The following is a 20,446-nucleotide window of genomic DNA, read 5'->3' on the forward strand; positions in this document are numbered from 1 at the left end:
GCCACGGCCCCCGAAACGCGCCCGGCCCGACTGCCTTCCGTCGCATCGCGTTTGCGGACCCGGAATCAGCACTCCGAACAGCGATTGGCTTTGTTACTCGCCGCCCCGGCGGCGATCCTGATGCTGACGGTGACGGCATATCCGATCGGCTACGCCGTGTGGTTGAGCCTGCAGCGCAACAACCTTGCCGTCCCCGACGACACCGCGTTCATCGGCCTGAGCAATTACGTGACGATCCTGACCGATCGGTATTGGTGGACCGCGCTGGCGGTCACCCTGGGCATCACCGTGGTTTCGGTGTCCCTCGAATTCGTCCTCGGCCTGGCGCTGGCGCTGGTGATGCACCGCACCCTCGTCGGAAAGGGCTTGGTGCGCACCGCGATCCTGATCCCGTACGGCATCGTGACGGTGGTCGCGTCGTACAGCTGGTACTACGCCTGGACCCCGGGGACGGGCTATCTGGCCAACCTGCTGCCGCATGGTAGTGCGCCGCTGACCGCTCAGATCCCGTCGCTGGCCATCGTCGTGATCGCCGAGGTCTGGAAGACGACACCGTTCATGGCGCTGCTGCTGCTGGCCGGGCTGGCGCTGGTGCCAGAGGATCTGCTGAAGGCCGCGCAGGTCGACGGCGCCGGCCCGTGGCGCCGCTTGACCGGAGTCATCATGCCGATCATCAAGCCGGCGGTAGTGGTCGCCCTGCTGTTCCGAACACTCGACGCCTTCCGCATTTTCGACAACATCTACGTCTTGACCAATGGCGCCAACAACACCGATTCGGTCTCGATCCTGGGCTATGACAACCTGTTCAAGGGGTTCAACGTCGGGCTCGGCTCGGCGATCAGCGTGCTGATCTTCTTCTGCGTGGGCCTCATCGCCCTACTGTTCATCAAGGTCTTCGGCGCGGCGGCGCCCGGTGGTGACGTCGATGGTCGTTGACGGGCAGGGCGCGCGGCGCACCGCGATCTGGGCGGTCATCGACATCGTGGTCGTGGTGTACGCGCTGCTTCCGGTGTTGTGGATCTTCAGCCTCTCCCTGAAGCCGACGTCAACGGTCAAGGACGGCAAGCTGATTCCGTCGTCGATGTCCCTGGACAATTATCGCGGCATCTTTCGCGGCGACTTCTTCAGCTCGGCACTGATCAACTCCGTCGGGATCGCGTTGATCACCACCGCGATCGCGGTAACTCTCGGGGCGATGGCGGGCTATGCGATCGCGCGCCTGGATTTTCCGGGCAAGCGACCGCTGGTCGGCGCCACCCTGCTGATCACCATGTTTCCCGCGATCTCGTTGGTCACACCGTTGTTCAACATCGAACGCTTCATCGGCCTGTTCGACACCTGGCCGGGCCTGATCCTGCCCTACATCACGTTTGCGCTGCCGCTCGCGATCTACACGCTGTCGGCGTTCTTCCGCGAGATCCCATGGGATTTGGAGAAGGCGGCGACAATGGACGGCGCCACGCCGGCTCAGGCGTTCCGCAAGGTGATCGTCCCCCTGGCGGCGCCCGGCGTGGTGACCGCCGCGATCCTGGTGTTCATCTTCGCCTGGAACGATCTGCTGCTGGCGCTGACCCTGACCGCCACCAAAGCCGCCATCACCGCACCGGTGGCGATCGTGAACTTCAGCGGCAGTTCACAGTTCGAGGAGCCGACCGGATCGGTCGCGGCCGGGGCCGTGGTGATCACCGTTCCCATCATCGCTTTTGTTCTAATCTTCCAACGACGAATCGTCGCCGGGTTGACCTCCGGCGCTGTGAAGGGATGACGCGATGGCCGAGATTGTGCTGGACCATGTCACCAAGAGCTATCCCGACGGCGCCGTGGCGGTGCAGGACCTGAACATCACCATCGCCGACGGTGAATTCCTGATCCTGGTAGGCCCGTCGGGCTGCGGTAAGACCACGACGCTGAACATGATTGCGGGGCTTGAAGATATCTCCTCGGGAGAGCTGCGCATCGGCGGCGAACGGGTGAACGAGAAAGCGCCCAAAGACCGCGATATCGCGATGGTGTTCCAGTCCTATGCGCTGTACCCGCACATGACGGTGCGGCAAAACATCGCGTTCCCGTTGACGCTGGCGAAGATGCCGAAGCCCGAGATCGCGCAGAAGGTCGCCGAGACCGCCAAAACCCTTGACCTGACCGAGTTTCTGGACCGCAAGCCTTCGCAGTTGTCCGGTGGGCAGCGGCAGCGGGTGGCGATGGGCCGCGCCATCGTGCGTCATCCCAAGGCGTTTTTGATGGACGAGCCCCTGTCCAACCTGGATGCCAAACTGCGCGTCCAGATGCGTGGCGAGATCGCCAGGCTGCAAAAGAGGCTGGGTACGACCACCGTTTACGTCACCCACGATCAGACCGAGGCCATGACCCTCGGCGACCGAGTGGTGGTGATGCATTCGGGCGTCGCACAGCAAATCGGCACCCCCGACGAGCTTTACGAACACCCGGCCAACCTGTTCGTCGCGGGCTTCATCGGCTCGCCGGCGATGAATTTCTTCCCCGCCACGTTGACCCCCATCGGGTTGACGCTCCCCTTCGGGGAGGTGATGCTGACACCGGAAGTCCGGGAGGTGATCGCTCAGCATCCGACACCGGGCAGCGTCATCGTGGGTGTGCGGCCCGAGCACCTGTCCGACGCCGCGTTGATCGACGGGTACCAGCGCATCAGGGCGCTGACCTTCGAGGTGAAGGTCGACCTGGTCGAATCGCTGGGCGCTGACAAGTACGTGTACTTCTCCACGGCGGCATGGGCCGCGCACTCGGCTCAACTGGACGACCTTGCCGCCGAGGGAGACGCGCACGAAAACCAGTTCGTAGCAAGGGTTCCCGCAGAATCCAAAGCGGTCATCGGGCAGTCGATCGAGTTGGCGTTCGACACGACACGGCTCGTTGTCTTCGACGCCGACTCGGGGGCCAACCTGACCATCGCGCCGTCGGAGCCGCGGTGACCCAGCCGTTGGAGCAGGTGCGTGCGCATGTACGCGCTCACTTCGGCGACCTCGAACCCGACTCGGCGAGCGTGACATTTCTGGGCACCGAAACCATCGAAGTGCTGCGATTCCGCGAGACAAGCGGGCTGGTCCATTACGTCTCGCTGGGCTGCTCGCGCCACCCGATGACCGAACCGACCCTGGATGTCGCCGACCCGGTGCGCGGCCCGCGCGCCGAAATCGTCCTGCAATTGCGCGATCCCGGCCCGATCACCGGAATCGCCCGCAGCATCGCGATACTGGCGGCAACTCCGGCCGTCGAGGGTGCCGTGCTGAGTGCCGATGCGCTGATCGACCTCGGCTCCCCGCTGTGGGCGTCGCCGTCGCGGAAGGTGCCGTTCACCGCGGTGTTGCTGGGCCGCAGCGAGATCGCGGATCTACCACTGGAACCGCCCCGGGACCCGGTGCGCTTCTTGTCGGCGACGCCCATCACCGCGACCGAGGCGGCGTGGGTGCGGCTGAAAGGCGCCGAGGCGATGCGGCAGGCGTGGGACAACGACGGCGTCGACGTGCTGAACACCAATCGCCCCGCCGCGCAACCCAACTGACCGCGCTGAGCGCATCGTCGAACGTGCACTCAGGGCGAGAATTCTGCGATTTCTTCGCCGTGGATACACGCTCGGCGAAAAAGCATCAGAGCCAGTTGCGGTTGCGGAATTGGAAATACAGCACCAGGCAGACGACGACCATGACGGCCATCACCCCGGGGTAGCCCCACGTCCAATTCAGCTCGGGCATGAAGCGGAAGTTCATCCCGTAGATGGCGGCGACCATGGTGGGCACCGCCAGGATGCCGGCCCAGGCCGCCATCTTGCGCATGTCGTTGTTCTGCTGCATCCCGACGCGGGCCAACGCCGCCTGGATCAACGAGTTGAGCGTGTCGTCGTAGCTGGCGATCTGGTCTGCGGCCTCGGAGTGGTGGTCGGCGACGTCGCGCAGATAGCGCCGAAGTTCCTTGGAGATCACGTCCTTGTTCTCCACCTGGATCCGGTGGAACGCGGCCGACAGCGGGTTGACGCACCGCCGGAGCTCGACGACCTCGCGTTTGAGTAGGTAGATCGGTTCGACGTCGATCTTGCTGCCCGGAGCGAACGCCAGGCCCTCGATGCTGTCGATGTCGGACAACATCAGACTGCTCACCTCGAGGTAGTGGTCCACCACATGGTCGGCGATCGCGTGCATCACCGCGAAGGGGCCCAGCCGCATCTGCTCGGGGTCGCCGTCCATCCGCTTGCGCACCTCGGACAGCCCGCCGTGTTCACCGTGGCGGACCGTGACCACGAAATCGCGGCCGACGAAGACCATGATCTCGCCGGTCTCGACGATCTCGCGGGCCAGCACCACCGATTCGTGGCGGACGTAGTTGACGGTCTTGAGGACGAGGAACAGCGTGTCGTCGTAGCGCTCCACCTTGGGGCGCTGATGGGCGCACACCGCATCTTCCACGGCCAGCGGATGCAGCCCGAACACGTCGGCCACTTCCTGCATCTGGGCCTGGCTGGGTTCGCGCAGACCCACCCAGACGAACCCTTCGTGGCCCAGCGTTTCGATCTCGCGCACTTTGTCCAGGGACGCGGCGTAATCGATCTTGCCGGGCAGCCGGTGGCCGTCGGCGTAGACGGCGCAGTCAACGAGCGTTTCCTTGGGGGGTCGAGGGTCGGCGCTCGGCTGCGGCTCCGGTTCCTGCGCGAGCGGCCGAAGCGCTTCGGGCAGTGCGTCGAATCCTTGGAACACATCCACCTCCCACGCAGCACAGGTCCGACCGGGCGGTGCTCCATGCTACGCGTCCCGGCTGTTCAAAGCCTGACGATCAGCCCTGGTAGCGGACCGGAGGACGCGGTCGGAAAAGGGTGCGCTAGTTTCGAGCCGAAACCCGAATCTGCACGACCTTCTCCACAAGGAGTACATCGACGTGAGCGCAAGTCCTCTCAAGGTCGCCGTCACCGGCGCCGCCGGCCAGATCGGCTACAGCCTCTTGTTCCGCCTGGCGAGTGGCTCGTTGCTGGGCCCCGACCGCCCGATCGAGCTGCGTCTCCTTGAGATCGAGCCCGCTCTCAAGGCGCTCGAGGGCGTCGTGATGGAGCTGGACGACTGCGCCTTCCCGCTGCTGTCCGGTGTCGAGATCGGCGCGGACGCGAACAAGATCTTCGACGGCGTCAACCTGGCTTTGCTGGTCGGGGCGCGGCCGCGCGGCCCGGGCATGGAGCGCAGCGACCTGCTGGAGGCCAACGGCGCGATCTTCACCGCCCAGGGCAAGGCGCTCAACTCCGTCGCCGCCGACGACGTCCGCATCGGGGTGACCGGCAACCCGGCCAACACCAACGCGCTGATCGCGTTGAGCAACGCCCCCGACATCCCCAAGGAGCGGTTCTCGGCGCTGACCCGCCTGGACCACAACCGGGCCATCTCGCAGCTGGCCAAGAAGACCGGTGCCGCTGTCACCGACATCAAGAAGGTGACGATCTGGGGCAACCACTCCGCCACCCAGTACCCCGACATCTTCCACGCCGAGGTCGGCGGCAAGAACGCCGCCGAGGTGGTCAACGACCAGGCCTGGATCGAGAACGACTTCATCCCGACCGTCGCCAAGCGCGGCGCGGCCATCATCGACGCCCGCGGCGCGTCCTCGGCCGCGTCGGCCGCGTCGGCGACCGTCGACGCCGCCCGGTCCTGGCTGCTGGGCAGCCCGGAGGGCGACTGGGTGTCGATGGCCGTCTATTCCGACGGCTCCTACGGCGTGCCCGAGGGCATCGTCTCGTCGTTCCCGGTGACCACCAAGGACGGCAACTGGTCGATCGTGCAGGGCCTGGAGATCGACGAGTTCTCCCAGGGCCGCATCGACAAGACCACCGCCGAGCTGGTCGAGGAGCGCACCGCGGTCACGGATCTCAAGCTGATCTAGCTCGGCGCTTCGCGCTCGGTATGACCCACGTCACCAATTAGGCCTACTAATGGGTAGTCAGTACCCTGAACCCCGTGTCCGAATTGCTTGAATCGATACAGACGCAGGCCGAGCATGGCGCGATCACCGACGAGGAGATCTTCGAGGCACACGTCGGCGGGAAGCTTTCGGTAGGCCTGACGTCCCCGCTGGACACGCAGCGCGCTTTGTCCATCGCGTATACCCCGGGTGTGGCGCAGGTCAGCCGTGCGATCGCCGCTGACCACGCTCAAGCGGCCCGCTACACCTGGGCGAACCGGTTGGTGGCGGTGGTCAGCGACGGCAGCGCGGTGCTCGGCCTGGGCGACATCGGGCCCGCGGCGTCGTTGCCGGTCATGGAGGGCAAGTGCGCCCTGTTCCAGGCGTATGGCGGGCTGAACGCCATCCCGATCGTGCTGGACACCAAGGATCCCGACGAGATCGTGGAAACCCTGGTGCGCCTGCGCCCGACGTTCGGCGCCGTCAACCTCGAGGACATCGCCGCGCCGCGTTGCTTCGAGATCGAACGCCGAGCCATCGAGGCGCTGGACTGCCCGGTGATGCACGACGACCAGCACGGCACGGCCATCGTTGTGCTGGCCGCGCTCATGGGTGCCAGCAAGCTGCTCGGCCGGGACATGAACTCGCTGAAGGTGGTGGTTTCCGGGGCCGGGGCGGCCGGCGTCGCGTGCACCAATCTCCTTATGGTGATGGGTGTTTCGGACATCACCGTCCTCGACTCGCGCGGGATTCTGCACACCGCTCGGGACGACATGAACGACGTCAAGGCGGCTCTGGCGCGGCGCACCAACCCCGACGGGCTGTCCGGCAGCGCGGCGGAAGCCCTGCGGGACGCCGACGTGTTTCTCGGTCTGTCGGGCGGCGTGGTCCCCGAAGAGATGATCGCCACCATGGCCCCTAACGGGATCGTGTTCGCGCTGTCCAACCCGGATCCGGAGATCCACCCCCAAATCGCGGCCAAGTACGCCTCGGTGGTGGCCACCGGTCGCAGCGACTTCCCAAACCAGATCAACAACGTGCTGGCATTCCCCGGGGTGTTCCGCGGTGCGCTGGACGCCGGTGCCCGCCGGATCACCGAGAAGATGATGGTCGCCGCGGCCGAGGCGATCTTCTCCGTCGTCAGCGACGACCTTGCTCCCGACCGGATCGTCCCCAGCCCGCTGGACCTGCGCGTCGGGGAAGCGGTCGCCGCGGCCGTGGCGATCGCGTCCGACACCACGGGGTGAGGATCGGCAGGCTGGCGGCACCGCTGCTCGCCGCCTTAATCGCTGTTTCCGGTTGCGCGACCGACACCGCGGGCGATCGTCGCGCCGGCGCGGAAGTGGTGGTCGGGTCCCGGTCCGACGCCGAGTCGACGCTGCTGGCCAACATCTACGTGGCGGCCTTGCGGTCCTACGGATTTGGCGCGCGGTTCCAGGCGACCGCCGACCCGAAGGGCCAATTGGATTCGGGCGCCGTCACCGTCGTTCCCGCCTTCACCGGCCGGGTGTTGCAGGCCCTGCAGCCCGGTGCGACGGCGATGTCCGACAAAGACGTCTACCGCGCGATGATCGCCGCGCTGCCCGAGGGCATCGTGGCGGGCGACTACACGACGGCCGCCGAGGACAAACCCGTGCTGCTGGTGAGCCGAGCCACCGCCAAGGCGTGGGGCGGCAGCGATGTCAGTGCGGACTTGAGCACGCTGCCGCAACACTGTGCCGGCCTCGTCGTCGGGGCCGTCGCCGGTCAACGGCCGCCGTCGGCCATCGGCCCCTGCCGCCTTCCCGCCCCGCGTGAATTCCCGGATGGCACAACGATGTTCGCGGCGGTCGCGGCCGGACAGCTGACCGCGGGATGGACGACCACCGCCGATCCCGGCGCGCACGCCGGCCTGGTCGCGCTGGCCGACGCCAAACCCACACTGATTCGGGCCGAGAACGTGGTGCCGCTGTATCGTCGCAACGCGCTCAGCGACCGGCAATTGTTGGCGATCAACGAAGTGGCCGGCGTGCTGGACACCGCCGCCCTGGTCGACATGCGCCGGCAGGTGGGTGCGGGCGCCGACCCGCAGGCGGTGGCGGCGGGCTGGTTAGCCGAGCACCCGCTGGGGCGCTGAACGTCAGGGCTGATGTGCCCCGGCTCTCTTCGCGCGTATTCACGCGCTCATCGACCGGGTCAGCGCTTGGGCATCAACCGGTGCACAAACTGCTGAAGCCGGCCCATGATGGGCCCACCCAGCAGCAGCTCCGGTCGCGAACCCGTCAGCCGCACGACCAGGTCCATCGCCTTGACGTCCGGCCCCACCAGCACCCGGGCCTTGTTCTTGCGCACCCCTTCGAGGATGAGCTGAGCCGCCCGTTCCGGGGTGGTTTTGGCCTGCTGTTCCTCGAAGAGGCTGGCCAGCTCGGCGTGGTCGACCCCCTCGACGCCGGTGGCGTTGCGGGCGAACGCGGTTTTGATGCCGCCCGGGTGCACCGTCGTCACCCGCACCGGGTGACCGGCGCGCGCCATCTCCTGGTGCAGCGCCTCGGTGAACCCGCGGACGGCGAACTTGGCCGAGACGTATGCCGCCTGGCCGGGCGCCGAAAACAGGCCGAGCGCGCTCGAGATGTTGATGATGTGTCCGTCGCCGGAGGCGATCAGGTGCGGGAGGAAAGCCTTGGTGCCGTTGACGACGCCCCAGTAGTCGACGTCAATCACGCGTTCGATGTCCTTAAACCGGCTGTCCTCGATGGATCCGATGAACGTGATGCCGGCGTTGTTGTAGATCTGGTTGACCGCACCGAAATGCTCGTTGACCGCGTCGGCGTAAGCCAGGAAGGCGCTGCGCTCGGTCACGTCGAGCTGATCGGACTTGACCGGCGCGCCGATCGCCGCCAGTTGCTCGGCGGTCTGCGCCAGTCCCGCGGTGTCGACGTCGCTGATCGCCACCTTGGCACCGGCGCGCCCCAACTCCACCGCCAACGCCTGGCCGATGCCCGAACCCGCGCCGGTGACCACGGCGACCTTGCCGGCGAACCCATCCATGCAATACTCCCTCGACCAGGCTTGACGCGTTGACGCTAATCGTTACCAGCGGCGGTGGCTAGCGCAGGGCGAAATGGTGAACATGCGGCCGCGCCGCACTGAGAGATCGATCACTGCTTGGGCAGCAGCCGGCCCATGACGGGCCCGAACAGCTGCTGATACCCCGAACCCGTCAGGCGAACCAAGATGTCCAGCACCTTGGCGTCCACCCCGACCAGCACCCGCGCCTTCTTCTTCCGCACCGCGTCGAGGATGATCTGGGCCGCGCGGTGCGGGGTGGTCTTGGCCAGCCGCTTGTCGAACAACTTGGCCAGCTCGGCCTGGTCGAGGCCCTCGGCGGTGGTGGCGTTGCGCGCGATCGCGGTCTTGATGCCGCCCGGGTGCACCGTGGTCACCGCCACCGGGTGGCCGGCCGCCACCATCTCCTGCCGCAGCGCCTCGGTGAAGCCGCGGACGGCGAACTTGGCCGAGTTGTAGGCCGCCTGCCCCGGCACGGAGAAAAGCCCGAACACGCTCGAGACGTTGACGACGTGTCCGTCGCCGGAGGCGATCAGGTGCGGGAGGAAAGCCTTGGTGCCGTTGACGACGCCCCAGAAGTCGACGTCCATCACGCGTTCGATGTCCTTGAACTGGCTGACTTCGACGTCACCGGTGAAGGCGATCCCGGCGTTGTTGTAGATCTGGTTGACCTTGCCGAAGTGCTCTTTAACCGCGTCGGCGTAGGCCAGGAACGCTTCACGTTCGGTCACGTCGAGGCGATCCGCCTTGACCTGCGCACCGATCGCCTTCAGCTGCTCCTCGGTGTGGGCCAGGCCTTCGAGGTCGACGTCGCTGATGGCCACCTTGGCTCCCGAGCGAGCCAGTTCCAGCGCCAGTGCCTGCCCGATACCCGAACCCGCACCCGTCACCACCGCGACCTTGCCGGCGAACCCTTGCATGAGCACCCTTCCTGTTGGCCCGTTTGCGTCGAGGCTAGCCGGTACCGGCGGTACCGCTCTCGTCGGGTGTGAACGTCGAGCAGTTGCGCGAATCCGGGCGTCTCCGCCCAACCAAGTCGACGTTCGTCGATCTAGCCGAAGGCGGTGTCGATGATCTCCTGCTGCTCGACGGCGTGCACCTTCGACGAGCCCGACGACGGAGCCGACATCGCCCGCCGGGAAATCCGCTTGAGCCCGGTCAGCTTGTCGGGCAGCAGCTCGGGCAATTCCAGACCAAAGCGCGGCCACGCGCCCTGGTTGGCGGGCTCCTCCTGAACCCAGAAGTACTCCCTGACGCTCGGGTAGCGGTCCAGCGTTTCGCCCAGCCGGCGCTTCGGCAGCGGAGCGAGCTGCTCGATCCGCACGATCGCCACGTCGTCCCGATTGTCCTTGGCCTTGCGGGCCACCAACTCGTAATAGAGCTTGCCGCTGGTCAGCAGGACCCTGCTGACCTTGCTGCGATCACCGATGCCGTCCTCGTAGGTCGGCTCTTCGAGCACCGAGCGGAACTTGATCTCGGTGAAGTCCTTGACGTCGCTGACCGCCGCCTTGTTGCGCAGCATCGACTTGGGCGTGAACACGATCAGCGGCCGCTGCACGCCGTCGAGGGCGTGCCGCCGCAACAGGTGGAAGTAGTTGGACGGCGTGGAGGGCATTGCGATCGTCATCGAACCCTCCGCCCACAGCTGCAGGAAGCGCTCGATCCGGCCCGAGGTGTGGTCGGGGCCCTGGCCTTCGTGGCCGTGCGGCAACAGCAGCACCACGTTGGACAACTGGCCCCACTTGGCCTCACCGGAGCTGATGAACTCGTCGATGATCGACTGCGCGCCGTTGACGAAGTCCCCGAACTGGGCTTCCCACAGGACGAGGGCGTCCGGGTTGCCCACGGTGTAGCCGTACTCGAAGCCGACCGCGGCGTATTCCGACAGCGGGGAGTCATAGACCAGGAACTTGCCGCCGGTGGGGGTGCCGTCGGGGTTGGTCGCCAGCAGCTGCAGCGGCGTGAACTCCTCACCGGTGTTGCGGTCGATGATCACCGAGTGCCGCTGCGAGAAGGTGCCGCGCCGGGTGTCTTGCCCCGACAGCCGCACCAGCTTGCCCTCGGCCACCAGCGAGCCCAGCGCCAGCAGCTCGGCGAAGGCCCAGTCGATCTTGCCCTCGTAGGCCATCTCCCGGCGCTTCTCCAGCACCGGCTGCACCCGCGGGTGCGCCGTGAAGCCCTCGGGCAGCGCCAGGAATGCGTCACCGATACGGGCCAGCAACGCCTTGTCCACCGCGGTGGCCAGGCCCGCGGGCAGCATCTGGTCGGCTTCCACCGATTCGCTCGGCAGCGCGCCGTGCTTCTCCAGCTCTCGGACCTCGTTGAACACCCGCTCGAGCTGGCCCTGGTAGTCGCGCAGGGCGTCCTCGGCTTCCTTCATCGAGATGTCGCCGCGGCCGATCAGGGCTTCGGTGTAGCTCTTGCGGACTCCGCGCTTGATGTCGACGACGTCGTACATGGCGGGGTTGGTCATCGACGGGTCATCGCCTTCGTTGTGCCCGCGCTTGCGGTAGCACAGCATGTCGATGACGACGTCCTTCTTGAACTCCTGCCGGAAGTCGACGGCCAGCTTGGCCACCCACGCGCACGCCTCCGGGTCGTCGCCGTTGACGTGGAAGATCGGCGCCCCGATCATCTTCGCGACATCGGTGCAGTACTCGCTGGACCGCGAGTACTCCGGCGCGGTGGTGAAGCCGATCTGGTTGTTGGCGATGATGTGAATGGTGCCGCCGACGCGGTAACCGGGCAGGTGGGTCAGGTTGAGGGTCTCGGCGACCACGCCCTGACCGGCGAACGCCGCATCGCCGTGCAGCATCATCGGCACCACCGAGAAGGCCTTGTCGTCGCCCTGGTCCTCGGCGCCCCGGTCCAGCAGGTCCTGCTTGGCCCGGACCAGGCCCTCCAGCACCGGGTCGACGGCTTCCAGGTGCGACGGGTTGGCGGTCAGCGAAACCTGAATGTCGTTGTCGCCGAACATCTGTAGGTATACGCCGGTGGCGCCCAGGTGGTACTTGACGTCTCCGGAGCCGTGTGCCTGCGCCGGGTTGAGGTTGCCCTCGAACTCGGAAAAGATCTGTGAGTACGGCTTGCCGACGATGTTGGCCAGTACGTTGAGCCGGCCGCGGTGCGGCATCCCGATGACCACCTCGTCGAGCCCGTGCTCGGCGCACTGGTCGATCGCCGCATCCATCATTGGAATGATGCTTTCCGCACCCTCAAGTGAAAACCGTTTCTGCCCAACGTATTTGGTCTGCAGGAAGGTTTCGAAGGCCTCCGCCGCGTTCAGTTTGCTCAGGATGAACTTCTGCTCGGCCACCGTCGGCTTGACGTGCTTGGTCTCGACACGCTGCTGCAGCCATTCCTGTTGCGAGGGCTCGAGAATGTGGGTGTACTCCACGCCGATGTGACGGCAGTAGGCATCGCGCAGCAGACCCAGCACGTCGCGCAGCTTCTTGTATTCGGAACCGGCGAACCCGTTGACCTTGAACACCCGATCCAGATCCCACAGCGTCAGACCGTGGTTGAGGATCTCGAGGTCGGGGTGGCTGCGGAACCGGCTGCCGTCCAAGCGCAGCGGGTCGATGTCGGCCATCAGATGGCCCCGATTGCGGTAGGCCGCAATCAACTCCATCACCCGGGCGGTCTTGTCGACGATCGAGTCCGGGTTGTCGGTGCTCCAGCGCACCGGTAGATAGGGGTTTCCCAGCTCGCGGAAGATCTCGTCCCAGAAGGCGTCCGACAGCAGCATCTCGTGGATGGTGCGCAAGAAGTCGCCGGATTCCGCGCCCTGGATGATGCGGTGGTCATAGGTCGACGTGAGCGTGATCAGCTTGCCGATCCCCAGCTCGGCGATGCGTTCCTCGCTGGCGCCCTGGAACTCGGCGGGATATTCCATGGCGCCGACGCCGATGATGGCGCCCTGGCCCGTCATCAGCCGCGGCACCGAGTGCACGGTGCCGATGGTGCCCGGGTTGGTCAGCGAAATCGTCACGCCGGCAAAGTCTTCGGCGGTCAGCTTGCCGTCGCGGGCCCGTCGCACGATGTCTTCGTAGGCGGTGACGAACTGCGCGAACCGCATGGTCTCGCAGCCCTTGATGCCGGCCACCACCAGAGAACGCTTGCCGTCCTTGCCCTGCAGGTCGATGGCCAGGCCGAGGTTGGTGTGCGCCGGGGTGATGGCGGTGGGTTTGCCGTCGACCTCGGCGTAGTGCCGATTCATGTTCGGGAACTTCTTGATCGCCTGCACCAGCGCGTACCCGAGCAGGTGGGTGAACGAGATCTTGCCGCCGCGCGTGCGCTTGAGTTGGTTGTTGATGACGATCCGGTTGTCGATCAGCAGCTTGGCGGGGACGGCGCGGACACTGGTCGCCGTCGGCACGTCCAGCGACGCCGACATGTTCTTGACGACGGCCGCCGCGGCGCCGCGCAGCGTCTGCAACTCGTCGCCTTCGGCCGGCGGGGGAGCGGCGGCCTTCGCCGGCGCGGGCCGCGCCGGGACCCCGTTGCCGGCGGCCGTGCTGACGGGGGGTGTCGTGCTGGAAGGGGGCGCGGGCTTGGGGCTTTGGGCGGGAGCCGGGGCCGGCTTCGCCGGCGCGGGGGCCGCGGCCGGCCGGCCATCGCCGCTGGTCGGGGCCGCGGGCGCCGCCTCGCCGGTGGGCTCGGGGTTGTAGTCGACCAGGAATTCATGCCAGCTCGGATCCACCGACGAGGGGTCATCGCGGAACTTGCGGTACATCTCCTCGACCAGCCATTCGTTCTGACCGAATGGTGAACTTATGTTGCTCACGACCGCAGTTCGCCTCAATCCCTTTGTCCTACAGGGTCACCGCAGCGCTATTGCGCGGCAGCACCCTCGTCGGCCCCGGCGGGCCGAGCACCTCATAGCCATGGCGGCACGCATTGCTTCCGCCCTATAAAGGCTAACCTCTCGCCACCAATCTGCCAGGCGGACCGGGGGGCCTCGGGGAGGGTCAGCCGGCTTCGGGGACCGGGGGCACCAGATGCAGGGCGCGGGGCCAGCGCGCGGGTGGGGCGCCGAACGCCCGCTTGGCGTTGCGGACCATCTTCTTGCCGGCGAGGTAATTGCCCACTGCCCCCACCACGACCCCGATCCCGACCGGCAGCAGTTTGCCGAACAACAGGGCGCCCCGCCGCACGGTGTACTTCCTGACCCACGACTTGAGCAGTCGCGAGTTCAGTCCCGACATCGACGACAGCGGCAGCGCGGCCAGGCTCTCGGAAATCCAGCCGCCGCTGGTGCGCCGCGGACCGAGCAGCTCCGCGACGGCGTGCTCGCTGTTGTCACCGACGAGCACCGCCAGCACCAGGGCGCGGCGTCGTTCGCGGTGATCGGCCGGAATGTCGTGGACCACCGCGACCGCCAACACGAAGAACGCGGTGGCCTCGAGGAACGTCACCGTTTCCGCGGCCGCCGCGGACAGGGCACTCAACGTGCCGATTCCGGGGACGGTCGCCGCGGCCCCAACCGCAACGCCGCCGGCCGTCACGATGGCCACGTAACGCTTCTGCAGCTTGGCCAGGATCTCCGCCGGGCTGGCCTCGGGATCGGCGTTGCGCAGCCGGTTCACATAAGCCTCGGCGGCGGGGCCCTGTATCCGCGAGCTGCGCTCGATGACCTGCGCCAACGCCCGCGCGGACATCTTGGGCCGACCGTCCTTGCCGGTCGGCGCCTCTCCCGCGTTGGCCATGTTGAAAAACCGCTTCCGCGACCTGTTCCGTCGGGCCCGCATACTGTCTCTCCTGCAAATGGGGTTCCTTCAGGCTAACGTGCCCGCGGCACATCCTGACGCGTTATCTGTCCCCACCGGATCCGTGGCTGCCGGCCCTCTTGCGCCGCCGGGAATAATGCAGGCTGGATGTCTGCGACGGCCGTGCCGTTGGTCGGTCGTCGTGGTGAACGGTTCGCCGTGCGCGCGGTCGATGACCTGGCAGTTCAGGCCGGTCGACCAGACGGGCCGATGCGGCGTAAACGGCATCGTCGGGAGCGAAACGAGGTGGGGTGGATGACCACGGCTGCGCCCCGCACGCCCGAGGGTGAGGGGCGTGCGGGTTCCGGGCCGGCGCGGGCCGCCCATCGCTGGGATTTCATCACCCGGAGCTCGCCGCACTCACAGAACCCCTGGAACCCGCTTTGGGCGATGATGATCGGCTTTTTCATGATCATGGTCGACTCGACCATCGTCGCGATCGCAAACCCGACCATCATGGCCAACCTGCGCATCGGCTACGACACCGTGGTCTGGGTGACCAGCGCCTACCTGCTGGGTTATGCCGTCGTGTTGCTCGTGGCGGGTCGCCTCGGCGACCGGTTCGGCCCCAAGAACCTGTACCTGATCGGCCTGGTGGTCTTCACTATCTCCTCGGTGTGGTGCGGACTGTCGGGCAGCGCCGCCATGCTGATCGCGGCCCGCGTCGTGCAAGGCATCGGAGCGGGCGTGCTCACCCCGCAAACCTTGTCGACGATCACCCGGATCTTCCCGCCGGAACGGCGCGGCATCGCGGTGAGCTTGTGGGGCGCCACCGCGGGAGTCGCCAGCCTGGTGGGCCCGCTGGCCGGCGGTGTCCTGGTCGACGGGCTGGGCTGGGAGTGGATCTTCTTCGTCAACGTCCCCATCGGGGTGATCGGGCTGGCGTTGGCGTATTGGCTGATCCCGGTGTTGCCCACCCAGTCACACCGGTTCGATCTGATCGGGGTGGGCCTGTCCGCGGTGGGCATGTTCCTGATCGTGTTCGGGCTGCAGCAGGGGCAGGCCGCGCACTGGCAGCCGTGGATTTGGGCGTTGATCGTCGCGGGCTTCGGGTTCATGACGGTGTTCGTCTTCTGGCAGTCGGCGAACCCCCACGAACCGCTGATTCCGTTGGTGATCTTCGGTGACCGCGACTTCAGCCTGTGCAACGTCGGGGTGGCAATCGTCTCGTTCGCCGCGACGGCGATGATGCTGCCGCTGACGTTTTATGCGCAGGCTGTTTGCGGGCTGTCGCCGACGCGCTCGGCCCTGCTGATCGCGCCGATGGCGATCGCCAACGGGGTGTTCGCGCCGTTCGTCGGCAAGATCGTCGACAACTACCATCCGCGGCCGGTGCTCGGTTTCGGTTTTTCGGTGCTGGCGATCGCGCTGACCTGGCTCACCTTCGAGATGGCGCCGACGACGCCGATCTGGCGGCTGGTGTTGCCGTTCTTCGCGATGGGCGTGGGGATGGCGTTCGTGTGGTCGCCGCTGACCGCGACCGCGACGCGAAACCTGCCCGCGCAGCTGGCCGGTGCGGGCTCTGCGGTGTACAACTCGGTCCGGCAGCTGGGCGCGGTGCTCGGCAGCGCCGGCATGGCCGCATTCATGACCTGGCGGATCAGTGCCGAGATGCCGCGGCGGCCGTCCGGTGGGGGCGTCGACGAGGACGCCATCGCGTTGCAGTTGCCCCCGTTTCTGCGCGAACCGTTTGCGGTCGCGATGTCGCAGTCGGTGCTGTTGCCCGCGTTCATCGCGTTGTTCGGGATCATCGCCGCCCTGTTCTTGGTGGGCTTCGCCCCCTGGTCGCGCACCGGCCGAGGCGGCGATCCCTTCGGGCCCGACGACGATGACATCGTCGACGACGACTATGACGACGACGAGTACGTCGAATTGCTCCTCCAACGCGAATCCGATGTCGAGCGCGGCGGGCCGCCGTCGGGGGAGAGGGCTAATGCGGGGCCCCCTCCCGCCGGCCCGCGGTCGCGGGGCCCGGCCGATTCGTCGCACAGCGTGTTCGACGAGCCGGTAGCGCCGGCGCAACCAATTGGCTTTGCCCACAACGGCTCTCATGTCGACAGCGGCAGGCGCCTCCGTCAGGTGGCGGTGCGACTCTCGGTCAAGCCCAGCCCGCCGGTGGAGCGGTTTACCCGACCGCCGCGCCGCCCCCACAGGGGTCCGGCGGGTCACCACTTCACCGAGGGCGACTCGCTGCGAGGTCACCACCACCGCGCCGATCCCGACGACGATCCCACCGGTTACGGCCGGCACTCGTCGGGAAATTAGGCGCCTCAGCGCAGATCGGGTTGGGTGAGCGCCAAGAATGCGCCCAGGTCGGTCAGGCCCGCGGGCGTGGCGGGCAGGTAGTCCGTCAGCGACGGCGACCGCACGATCACCGCTGCGTATTGCGCCCGGCTGACCGCCACGTTGAGTCGATTCCTGTTGAGCAGGAAGGACATTCCGCGTGGCACCACGTCCGTGGAGGAAACCGTCATCGAGATGAACACCACGGGCGCCTGGCCGCCTTGGAACTTGTCGACGGTCCCCACCCGCACACCGCCGAGCCCGGCAGAGCTCAACCGGCGACGCAGCAATGCCACCTGCGCGTTGTAGGGTGCCAGCACCAGCACATCGGCGGCCGTCAATGCCCGGCGGCCGTGCTCATCGGTCCATGGCGCGCCGAGCAGTTGCCCGATCTCGGCGGCGATCGCGTCGGCCTCCTCCGGGCTTTCGGTCGAATTACCCTGGTGCTCAACCGAAAGCAGCCGCACACCCGGCCCATACCCGTCCAGGCGGCGGGCGGCGGTGCATTCATCCGAATGCAGCCTGCCTTCGTAGGACAGCGAGGACACAGCGGCGCAGACGGCCGGGTGCATCCGGTAGGAACGGTCCAGAAAGTAGCCACGTTCGTCGGGCAGCGTCCGTTGACCGTCGACCAGCCAAGCCAGCGCGGACGTGTCCACCTGCTCCGGATGGGTGCCCTGGCTGACTTGCGGCAACTGTTGGGGGTCTCCGAGCAGCAGCAGATTCGCGGCGGCCGGAGCCACGGCGATGGTGTTGGCCAGACAGAATTGGCCCGCCTCGTCGATCACCAGCAGATCCAGGCTGCCCGGCGGTATCCGGTTGGCGTTGGCGAAATCCCATGCGGTGCCGCCGATCACACAACCCGGCGTGTCAGCGAGGAACGCGGCGTACGCGCTGCCGTCGATCTCTTGCCAGCGCGGAGCCTGGTGGTCGTTGCGCTTCTTCGCGATCCGTTGCGGATCCAGGCCGGCGTCGATCACGCAGTCCAGCAGGTTCTCCACCGTGGCGTGCGATTGCGCGACGACGCCGACGCGCCAGCCGCGCTCGGTGACCAGGTGTTGGATCACTCGCGCGGCCGTGTGCGTCTTGCCGGTGCCGGGCGGCCCGTGCACCGCCAGGTACGACGAATCCAAATCGAGTAGTGCGGCGGTGATGTCGGCTGTGATGTTCGAGGCGTCGGTGCCGCGCGGCAGGGGAGTGCCGCTGCGCGTGCGGGGCGCGCGGCGCAGCAGGACGTCGACGATGGCGCTGCAGGGTAGGCGCGGGAGTCCGTCGGTCAGTGCTGCGGCGGTCGCCTCGATCGACTCCCGCAGCGCCGTGGTGGGAATCGGCGGGCCGGGGGTCAGCGCGAAGGGCAGCTGGTGAAATGGCTTGCCGTCGCCGCCAACTCGTTCGAGGACGATCACTGTGGTGGGCACCGCCGGGTCGTCGGCTTCGAGGACCGTGGCCCGTCCGGCCGCCCGTCGGTCCGGGCTGTCGGTCATGCCGGGCGGCGCCGGCGGTTTGTACAGCGCAAAGACGTCGCTCTTCAGGTCGCCGCGGGCCAGCTCGCCGTGTAACTGCAGGCGTCGCTGCGGTTTGCGCGCGCGGGGCGGGGTGTGCCAGTCGACGCTGACGGACGCGTCCTCGGCGACGAAAACATCGGTGTTGTCCGCCCATTCGTCGACGGGGAAGTTCAGCCGGTCGAAATGCGCCCACCAGAACGGTTTGTCCTCGCGGCGGTGGTAGCCGCGTGCGGCGGCCACCAACGCCACCGCCGTCTGCTCCGGGGTGCGCTCGTCGATGCCGGCAGCCCCGGTGAACGCCGACAGCGTCACCGCCAGTGGGTCGCGGTCCTCGACGGTGTTGCCGTCGCCCACGGGCTGGGCGCCGATCGGTACGACGCCGGATTCATAGGCGCGCAGCAGCAGCCAGTTACGCAATTCCTGAGTCGACCGGCAGTCGTAGTGGTTGTAGTCCTCGATCTCCTTGAGCACGGACGAGGCCTCGTCGCCCCGGCCCTCTGCGCGCAGTTCGCAATACCGTGCGTAGGAGGTGATCGAATCGGTCGCGGTGGTCACGTCCCCCGCGCGCAGTTGGGACCCCATGTAGAGGGGCTCGAGCGCCTTGAGGCTGAATGACTCCGCGCCGACGCGAATGCTCCTGCGCACCAACGGGTAAAGGTCGACCAACGTGCCGCTGCGCAGCAGTTCGTCGACTTCGTCCTCGCCGACGCCGTAGCGCCCGGCCAGCCGCAGCAACGCGGTCTTCTCGTAGGGCGCGTAGTGGTAGATGTGCATGTTGGGGCGGCGCTTGCGCCGTTTGGCCACCATCGCCAAGAAATCGGTCAGTGCTTTGCGTTCATCGGTCCGGTTGTGCGCCCACAGCGGGCGGAACGTGCCCGTCGGGCCGGCCTCCAGGACACCGAACAGGTATTCCAGGCCCCACTCGCGGCCGTCGGTGGTCCACAGCGGGTCGCCTTCGAAGTCGAAGAACAGATCGCCGGGGTCCGGCTCGGGGAGTAGCGCCAACGGCTGTGGGTCGATGACCTCGACCTGCGCCACGCCTGTGTCGCGTTGGCGCACTTGCAGTTTCGCCTGAGTCGTCAACGTGGCGACGACACCGGGGGCAAGCCCGGGCACGGGTCCGTTGTGGGCGGCCAGTTCGGCGACGGTGGTGATGCCGGCATGGAACAGCTTGTCCCGCTGGCTTACTCGTAAGCCGGCGACCAGCAGCACATCGTCGGCGGCCCGTAGCTGCTCGAGGCACAACGGACAATGAAAACAGGCGGCCACGCTTTCGTCGTCCCACCGCACCGCGGCGCCGCTCGCATAGTGGTCGACGAGCAGCCGCTGCAGGCGCGCCCGCTGCGAACGGTAGACCGGGACCAGGTCGCAGACGCGGTGCCGCACGGCCGTTCCGTCACCGAGCCGCAGTTCGGCCTCCGGCGCGACCGGCACGCCCGAGGCGGCCAGCGCGTCGGCGTAGGCGGCGAGCTGCAACAGCGCGGTCACCTTTTCGGAGCGGGCCAACTTGGTGTCGACGACCCGATACTGCTCGCCGTCACGCACTAGGAAGTCGGCGAATCCGAGGAAGCGGCCGTCGAACATCGCGGCTTGATACACCGCGGGGGCGCGGTCGGCGACGGCGCGCAGCGTCGCGTCGGTGGCCGCCGCCAGCCCGGCGGGCGTGTACGCCGGGCGGCCGATGACCGCGACCTCATCGCCGAACCGCTCGCGCAATCGGGCGAGCTCGCGCCGCTCATGCTCGTCGCCGAGGGCGGCTGTCCGCGTGAGCAGTTCGTCCTCGATCGCGGTCGCCGGGCCGCGGCCGAGTTTCGCGTCGAAATCCCGCAGCAGCGCGAATTCGCAGCGGGCGGCGGCGGCAAGGTCCGACGCGCTGTAAACGATGCTGTCGCCGGTCACGAACACTGGAGCCACTGTAGGACAGGGCTCCGACAG

At 67.2% G+C, this 20,446-nt stretch carries 14 protein-coding genes; 8 read left to right on the forward strand and 6 right to left on the reverse strand.

All coding sequences use genetic code 11. The features are described 5' to 3' along the window. Positions 1 to 30: 30 nt before the first annotated feature. The 4 genes from AC0KTM_RS04380 to AC0KTM_RS04395 are packed head-to-tail and all read left to right on the forward strand — an operon-like array spanning position 31 to position 3,538. Positions 31 to 936 (forward strand): carbohydrate ABC transporter permease, encoded by a 906-nt coding sequence (locus AC0KTM_RS04380; RefSeq protein WP_238958382.1) that lies wholly within the window; start codon positions 31 to 33, stop codon positions 934 to 936. Beyond that, on the forward strand, positions 926 to 1,765 hold the full coding sequence (locus tag AC0KTM_RS04385) for a carbohydrate ABC transporter permease (protein ID WP_238958112.1): 840 nt from the start codon (positions 926 to 928) through the stop codon (positions 1,763 to 1,765). Before AC0KTM_RS04380 ends, AC0KTM_RS04385 begins: the two co-directional genes overlap by 11 nt. 4 nt (positions 1,766 to 1,769) lie before the next feature. Further along, a complete protein-coding gene (locus AC0KTM_RS04390; protein WP_238958111.1) occupies positions 1,770 to 2,948 on the forward strand; it encodes an ABC transporter ATP-binding protein in 1,179 nt (392 codons plus the stop codon). Further along, positions 2,945 to 3,538: a suppressor of fused domain protein gene (locus AC0KTM_RS04395; RefSeq protein ID WP_225330225.1), complete on the forward strand. Its 594-nt coding sequence runs from the start codon at positions 2,945 to 2,947 to the stop codon at positions 3,536 to 3,538. Before AC0KTM_RS04390 ends, AC0KTM_RS04395 begins: the two co-directional genes overlap by 4 nt. A gap of 85 nt (positions 3,539 to 3,623) precedes the next feature. Here AC0KTM_RS04395 and corA read toward each other — a convergent pair whose 3' ends face one another. Further along, complete coding sequence (corA, locus tag AC0KTM_RS04400; RefSeq protein WP_225330226.1) at positions 3,624 to 4,724, reverse strand: magnesium/cobalt transporter CorA; 1,101 nt, start codon at positions 4,722 to 4,724, stop codon at positions 3,624 to 3,626. Positions 4,725 to 4,902: 178 nt separating this feature from the next. Between corA and AC0KTM_RS04405 the strand changes: the two genes are divergently transcribed. The 3 genes from AC0KTM_RS04405 (at position 4,903) to AC0KTM_RS04415 (ending at position 8,026) form a co-directional block, all read left to right on the forward strand. After that, positions 4,903 to 5,892, forward strand: a complete 990-nt coding sequence (locus AC0KTM_RS04405; protein ID WP_472415039.1) for a malate dehydrogenase — start codon at positions 4,903 to 4,905, stop codon at positions 5,890 to 5,892. A gap of 74 nt (positions 5,893 to 5,966) precedes the next feature. Continuing rightward, a complete protein-coding gene (locus tag AC0KTM_RS04410) occupies positions 5,967 to 7,157 on the forward strand; it encodes an NAD(P)-dependent malic enzyme (protein ID WP_472415041.1) in 1,191 nt (396 codons plus the stop codon). Continuing rightward, on the forward strand, positions 7,154 to 8,026 hold the full coding sequence (locus AC0KTM_RS04415) for a glycine betaine ABC transporter substrate-binding protein (RefSeq protein ID WP_472415043.1): 873 nt from the start codon (positions 7,154 to 7,156) through the stop codon (positions 8,024 to 8,026). Before AC0KTM_RS04410 ends, AC0KTM_RS04415 begins: the two co-directional genes overlap by 4 nt. Before the next feature lie 59 nt (positions 8,027 to 8,085). On the opposite strand, the gene AC0KTM_RS04420 is transcribed toward AC0KTM_RS04415, so the two are convergent. From AC0KTM_RS04420 to AC0KTM_RS04435, 4 genes are all read right to left on the reverse strand, one after another. Next, positions 8,086 to 8,937: an SDR family NAD(P)-dependent oxidoreductase gene (locus AC0KTM_RS04420; RefSeq protein WP_472415045.1), complete on the reverse strand. Its 852-nt coding sequence runs from the start codon at positions 8,935 to 8,937 to the stop codon at positions 8,086 to 8,088. A 110-nt stretch (positions 8,938 to 9,047) separates the two neighbouring features. Beyond that, positions 9,048 to 9,875, reverse strand: a complete 828-nt coding sequence (locus tag AC0KTM_RS04425; protein WP_225330231.1) for an SDR family NAD(P)-dependent oxidoreductase — start codon at positions 9,873 to 9,875, stop codon at positions 9,048 to 9,050. A gap of 131 nt (positions 9,876 to 10,006) precedes the next feature. After that, positions 10,007 to 13,741, reverse strand: coding sequence for a multifunctional oxoglutarate decarboxylase/oxoglutarate dehydrogenase thiamine pyrophosphate-binding subunit/dihydrolipoyllysine-residue succinyltransferase subunit (locus AC0KTM_RS04430; RefSeq protein WP_238958106.1), 3,735 nt, complete (start codon positions 13,739 to 13,741; stop codon positions 10,007 to 10,009). A 184-nt stretch (positions 13,742 to 13,925) separates the two neighbouring features. Next, positions 13,926 to 14,705 (reverse strand): hypothetical protein, encoded by a 780-nt coding sequence (locus AC0KTM_RS04435; RefSeq protein ID WP_225329980.1) that lies wholly within the window; start codon positions 14,703 to 14,705, stop codon positions 13,926 to 13,928. Between the two features lie 273 nt (positions 14,706 to 14,978). On the opposite strand from AC0KTM_RS04435, the gene AC0KTM_RS04440 reads away from it, so the two are divergent. Beyond that, entirely contained in the window at positions 14,979 to 16,988 is a 2,010-nt protein-coding gene (locus AC0KTM_RS04440) for an MFS transporter (protein WP_472415047.1), read from the forward strand. 5 nt (positions 16,989 to 16,993) lie between these two features. Here AC0KTM_RS04440 and AC0KTM_RS04445 read toward each other — a convergent pair whose 3' ends face one another. Beyond that, a complete protein-coding gene (locus AC0KTM_RS04445; protein WP_472415049.1) occupies positions 16,994 to 20,416 on the reverse strand; it encodes a TM0106 family RecB-like putative nuclease in 3,423 nt (1,140 codons plus the stop codon). Positions 20,417 to 20,446: the final 30 nt, after the last annotated feature.

Source organism: Mycobacterium sp. NTMscope_Eco_3 (assembly GCF_976985685.1).

Bases quoted from the DNA above. Each gene is read 5' to 3' on its own strand.
- AC0KTM_RS04385 (WP_238958112.1), top strand. From the start codon at position 926: ATGGTCGTTGACGGGCAGGGCGCGCGGCGCACCGCGATCTGGGCGGTC.
- AC0KTM_RS04390 (WP_238958111.1), top strand. From the start codon at position 1,770: ATGGCCGAGATTGTGCTGGACCATGTCACCAAGAGCTATCCCGACGGC.
- AC0KTM_RS04420 (WP_472415045.1), bottom strand. From the start codon at position 8,937: ATGGATGGGTTCGCCGGCAAGGTCGCCGTGGTCACCGGCGCGGGTTCG.
- AC0KTM_RS04425 (WP_225330231.1), bottom strand. From the start codon at position 9,875: ATGCAAGGGTTCGCCGGCAAGGTCGCGGTGGTGACGGGTGCGGGTTCG.
- AC0KTM_RS04435 (WP_225329980.1), bottom strand. From the start codon at position 14,705: ATGCGGGCCCGACGGAACAGGTCGCGGAAGCGGTTTTTCAACATGGCC.
- AC0KTM_RS04440 (WP_472415047.1), top strand. From the start codon at position 14,979: ATGACCACGGCTGCGCCCCGCACGCCCGAGGGTGAGGGGCGTGCGGGT.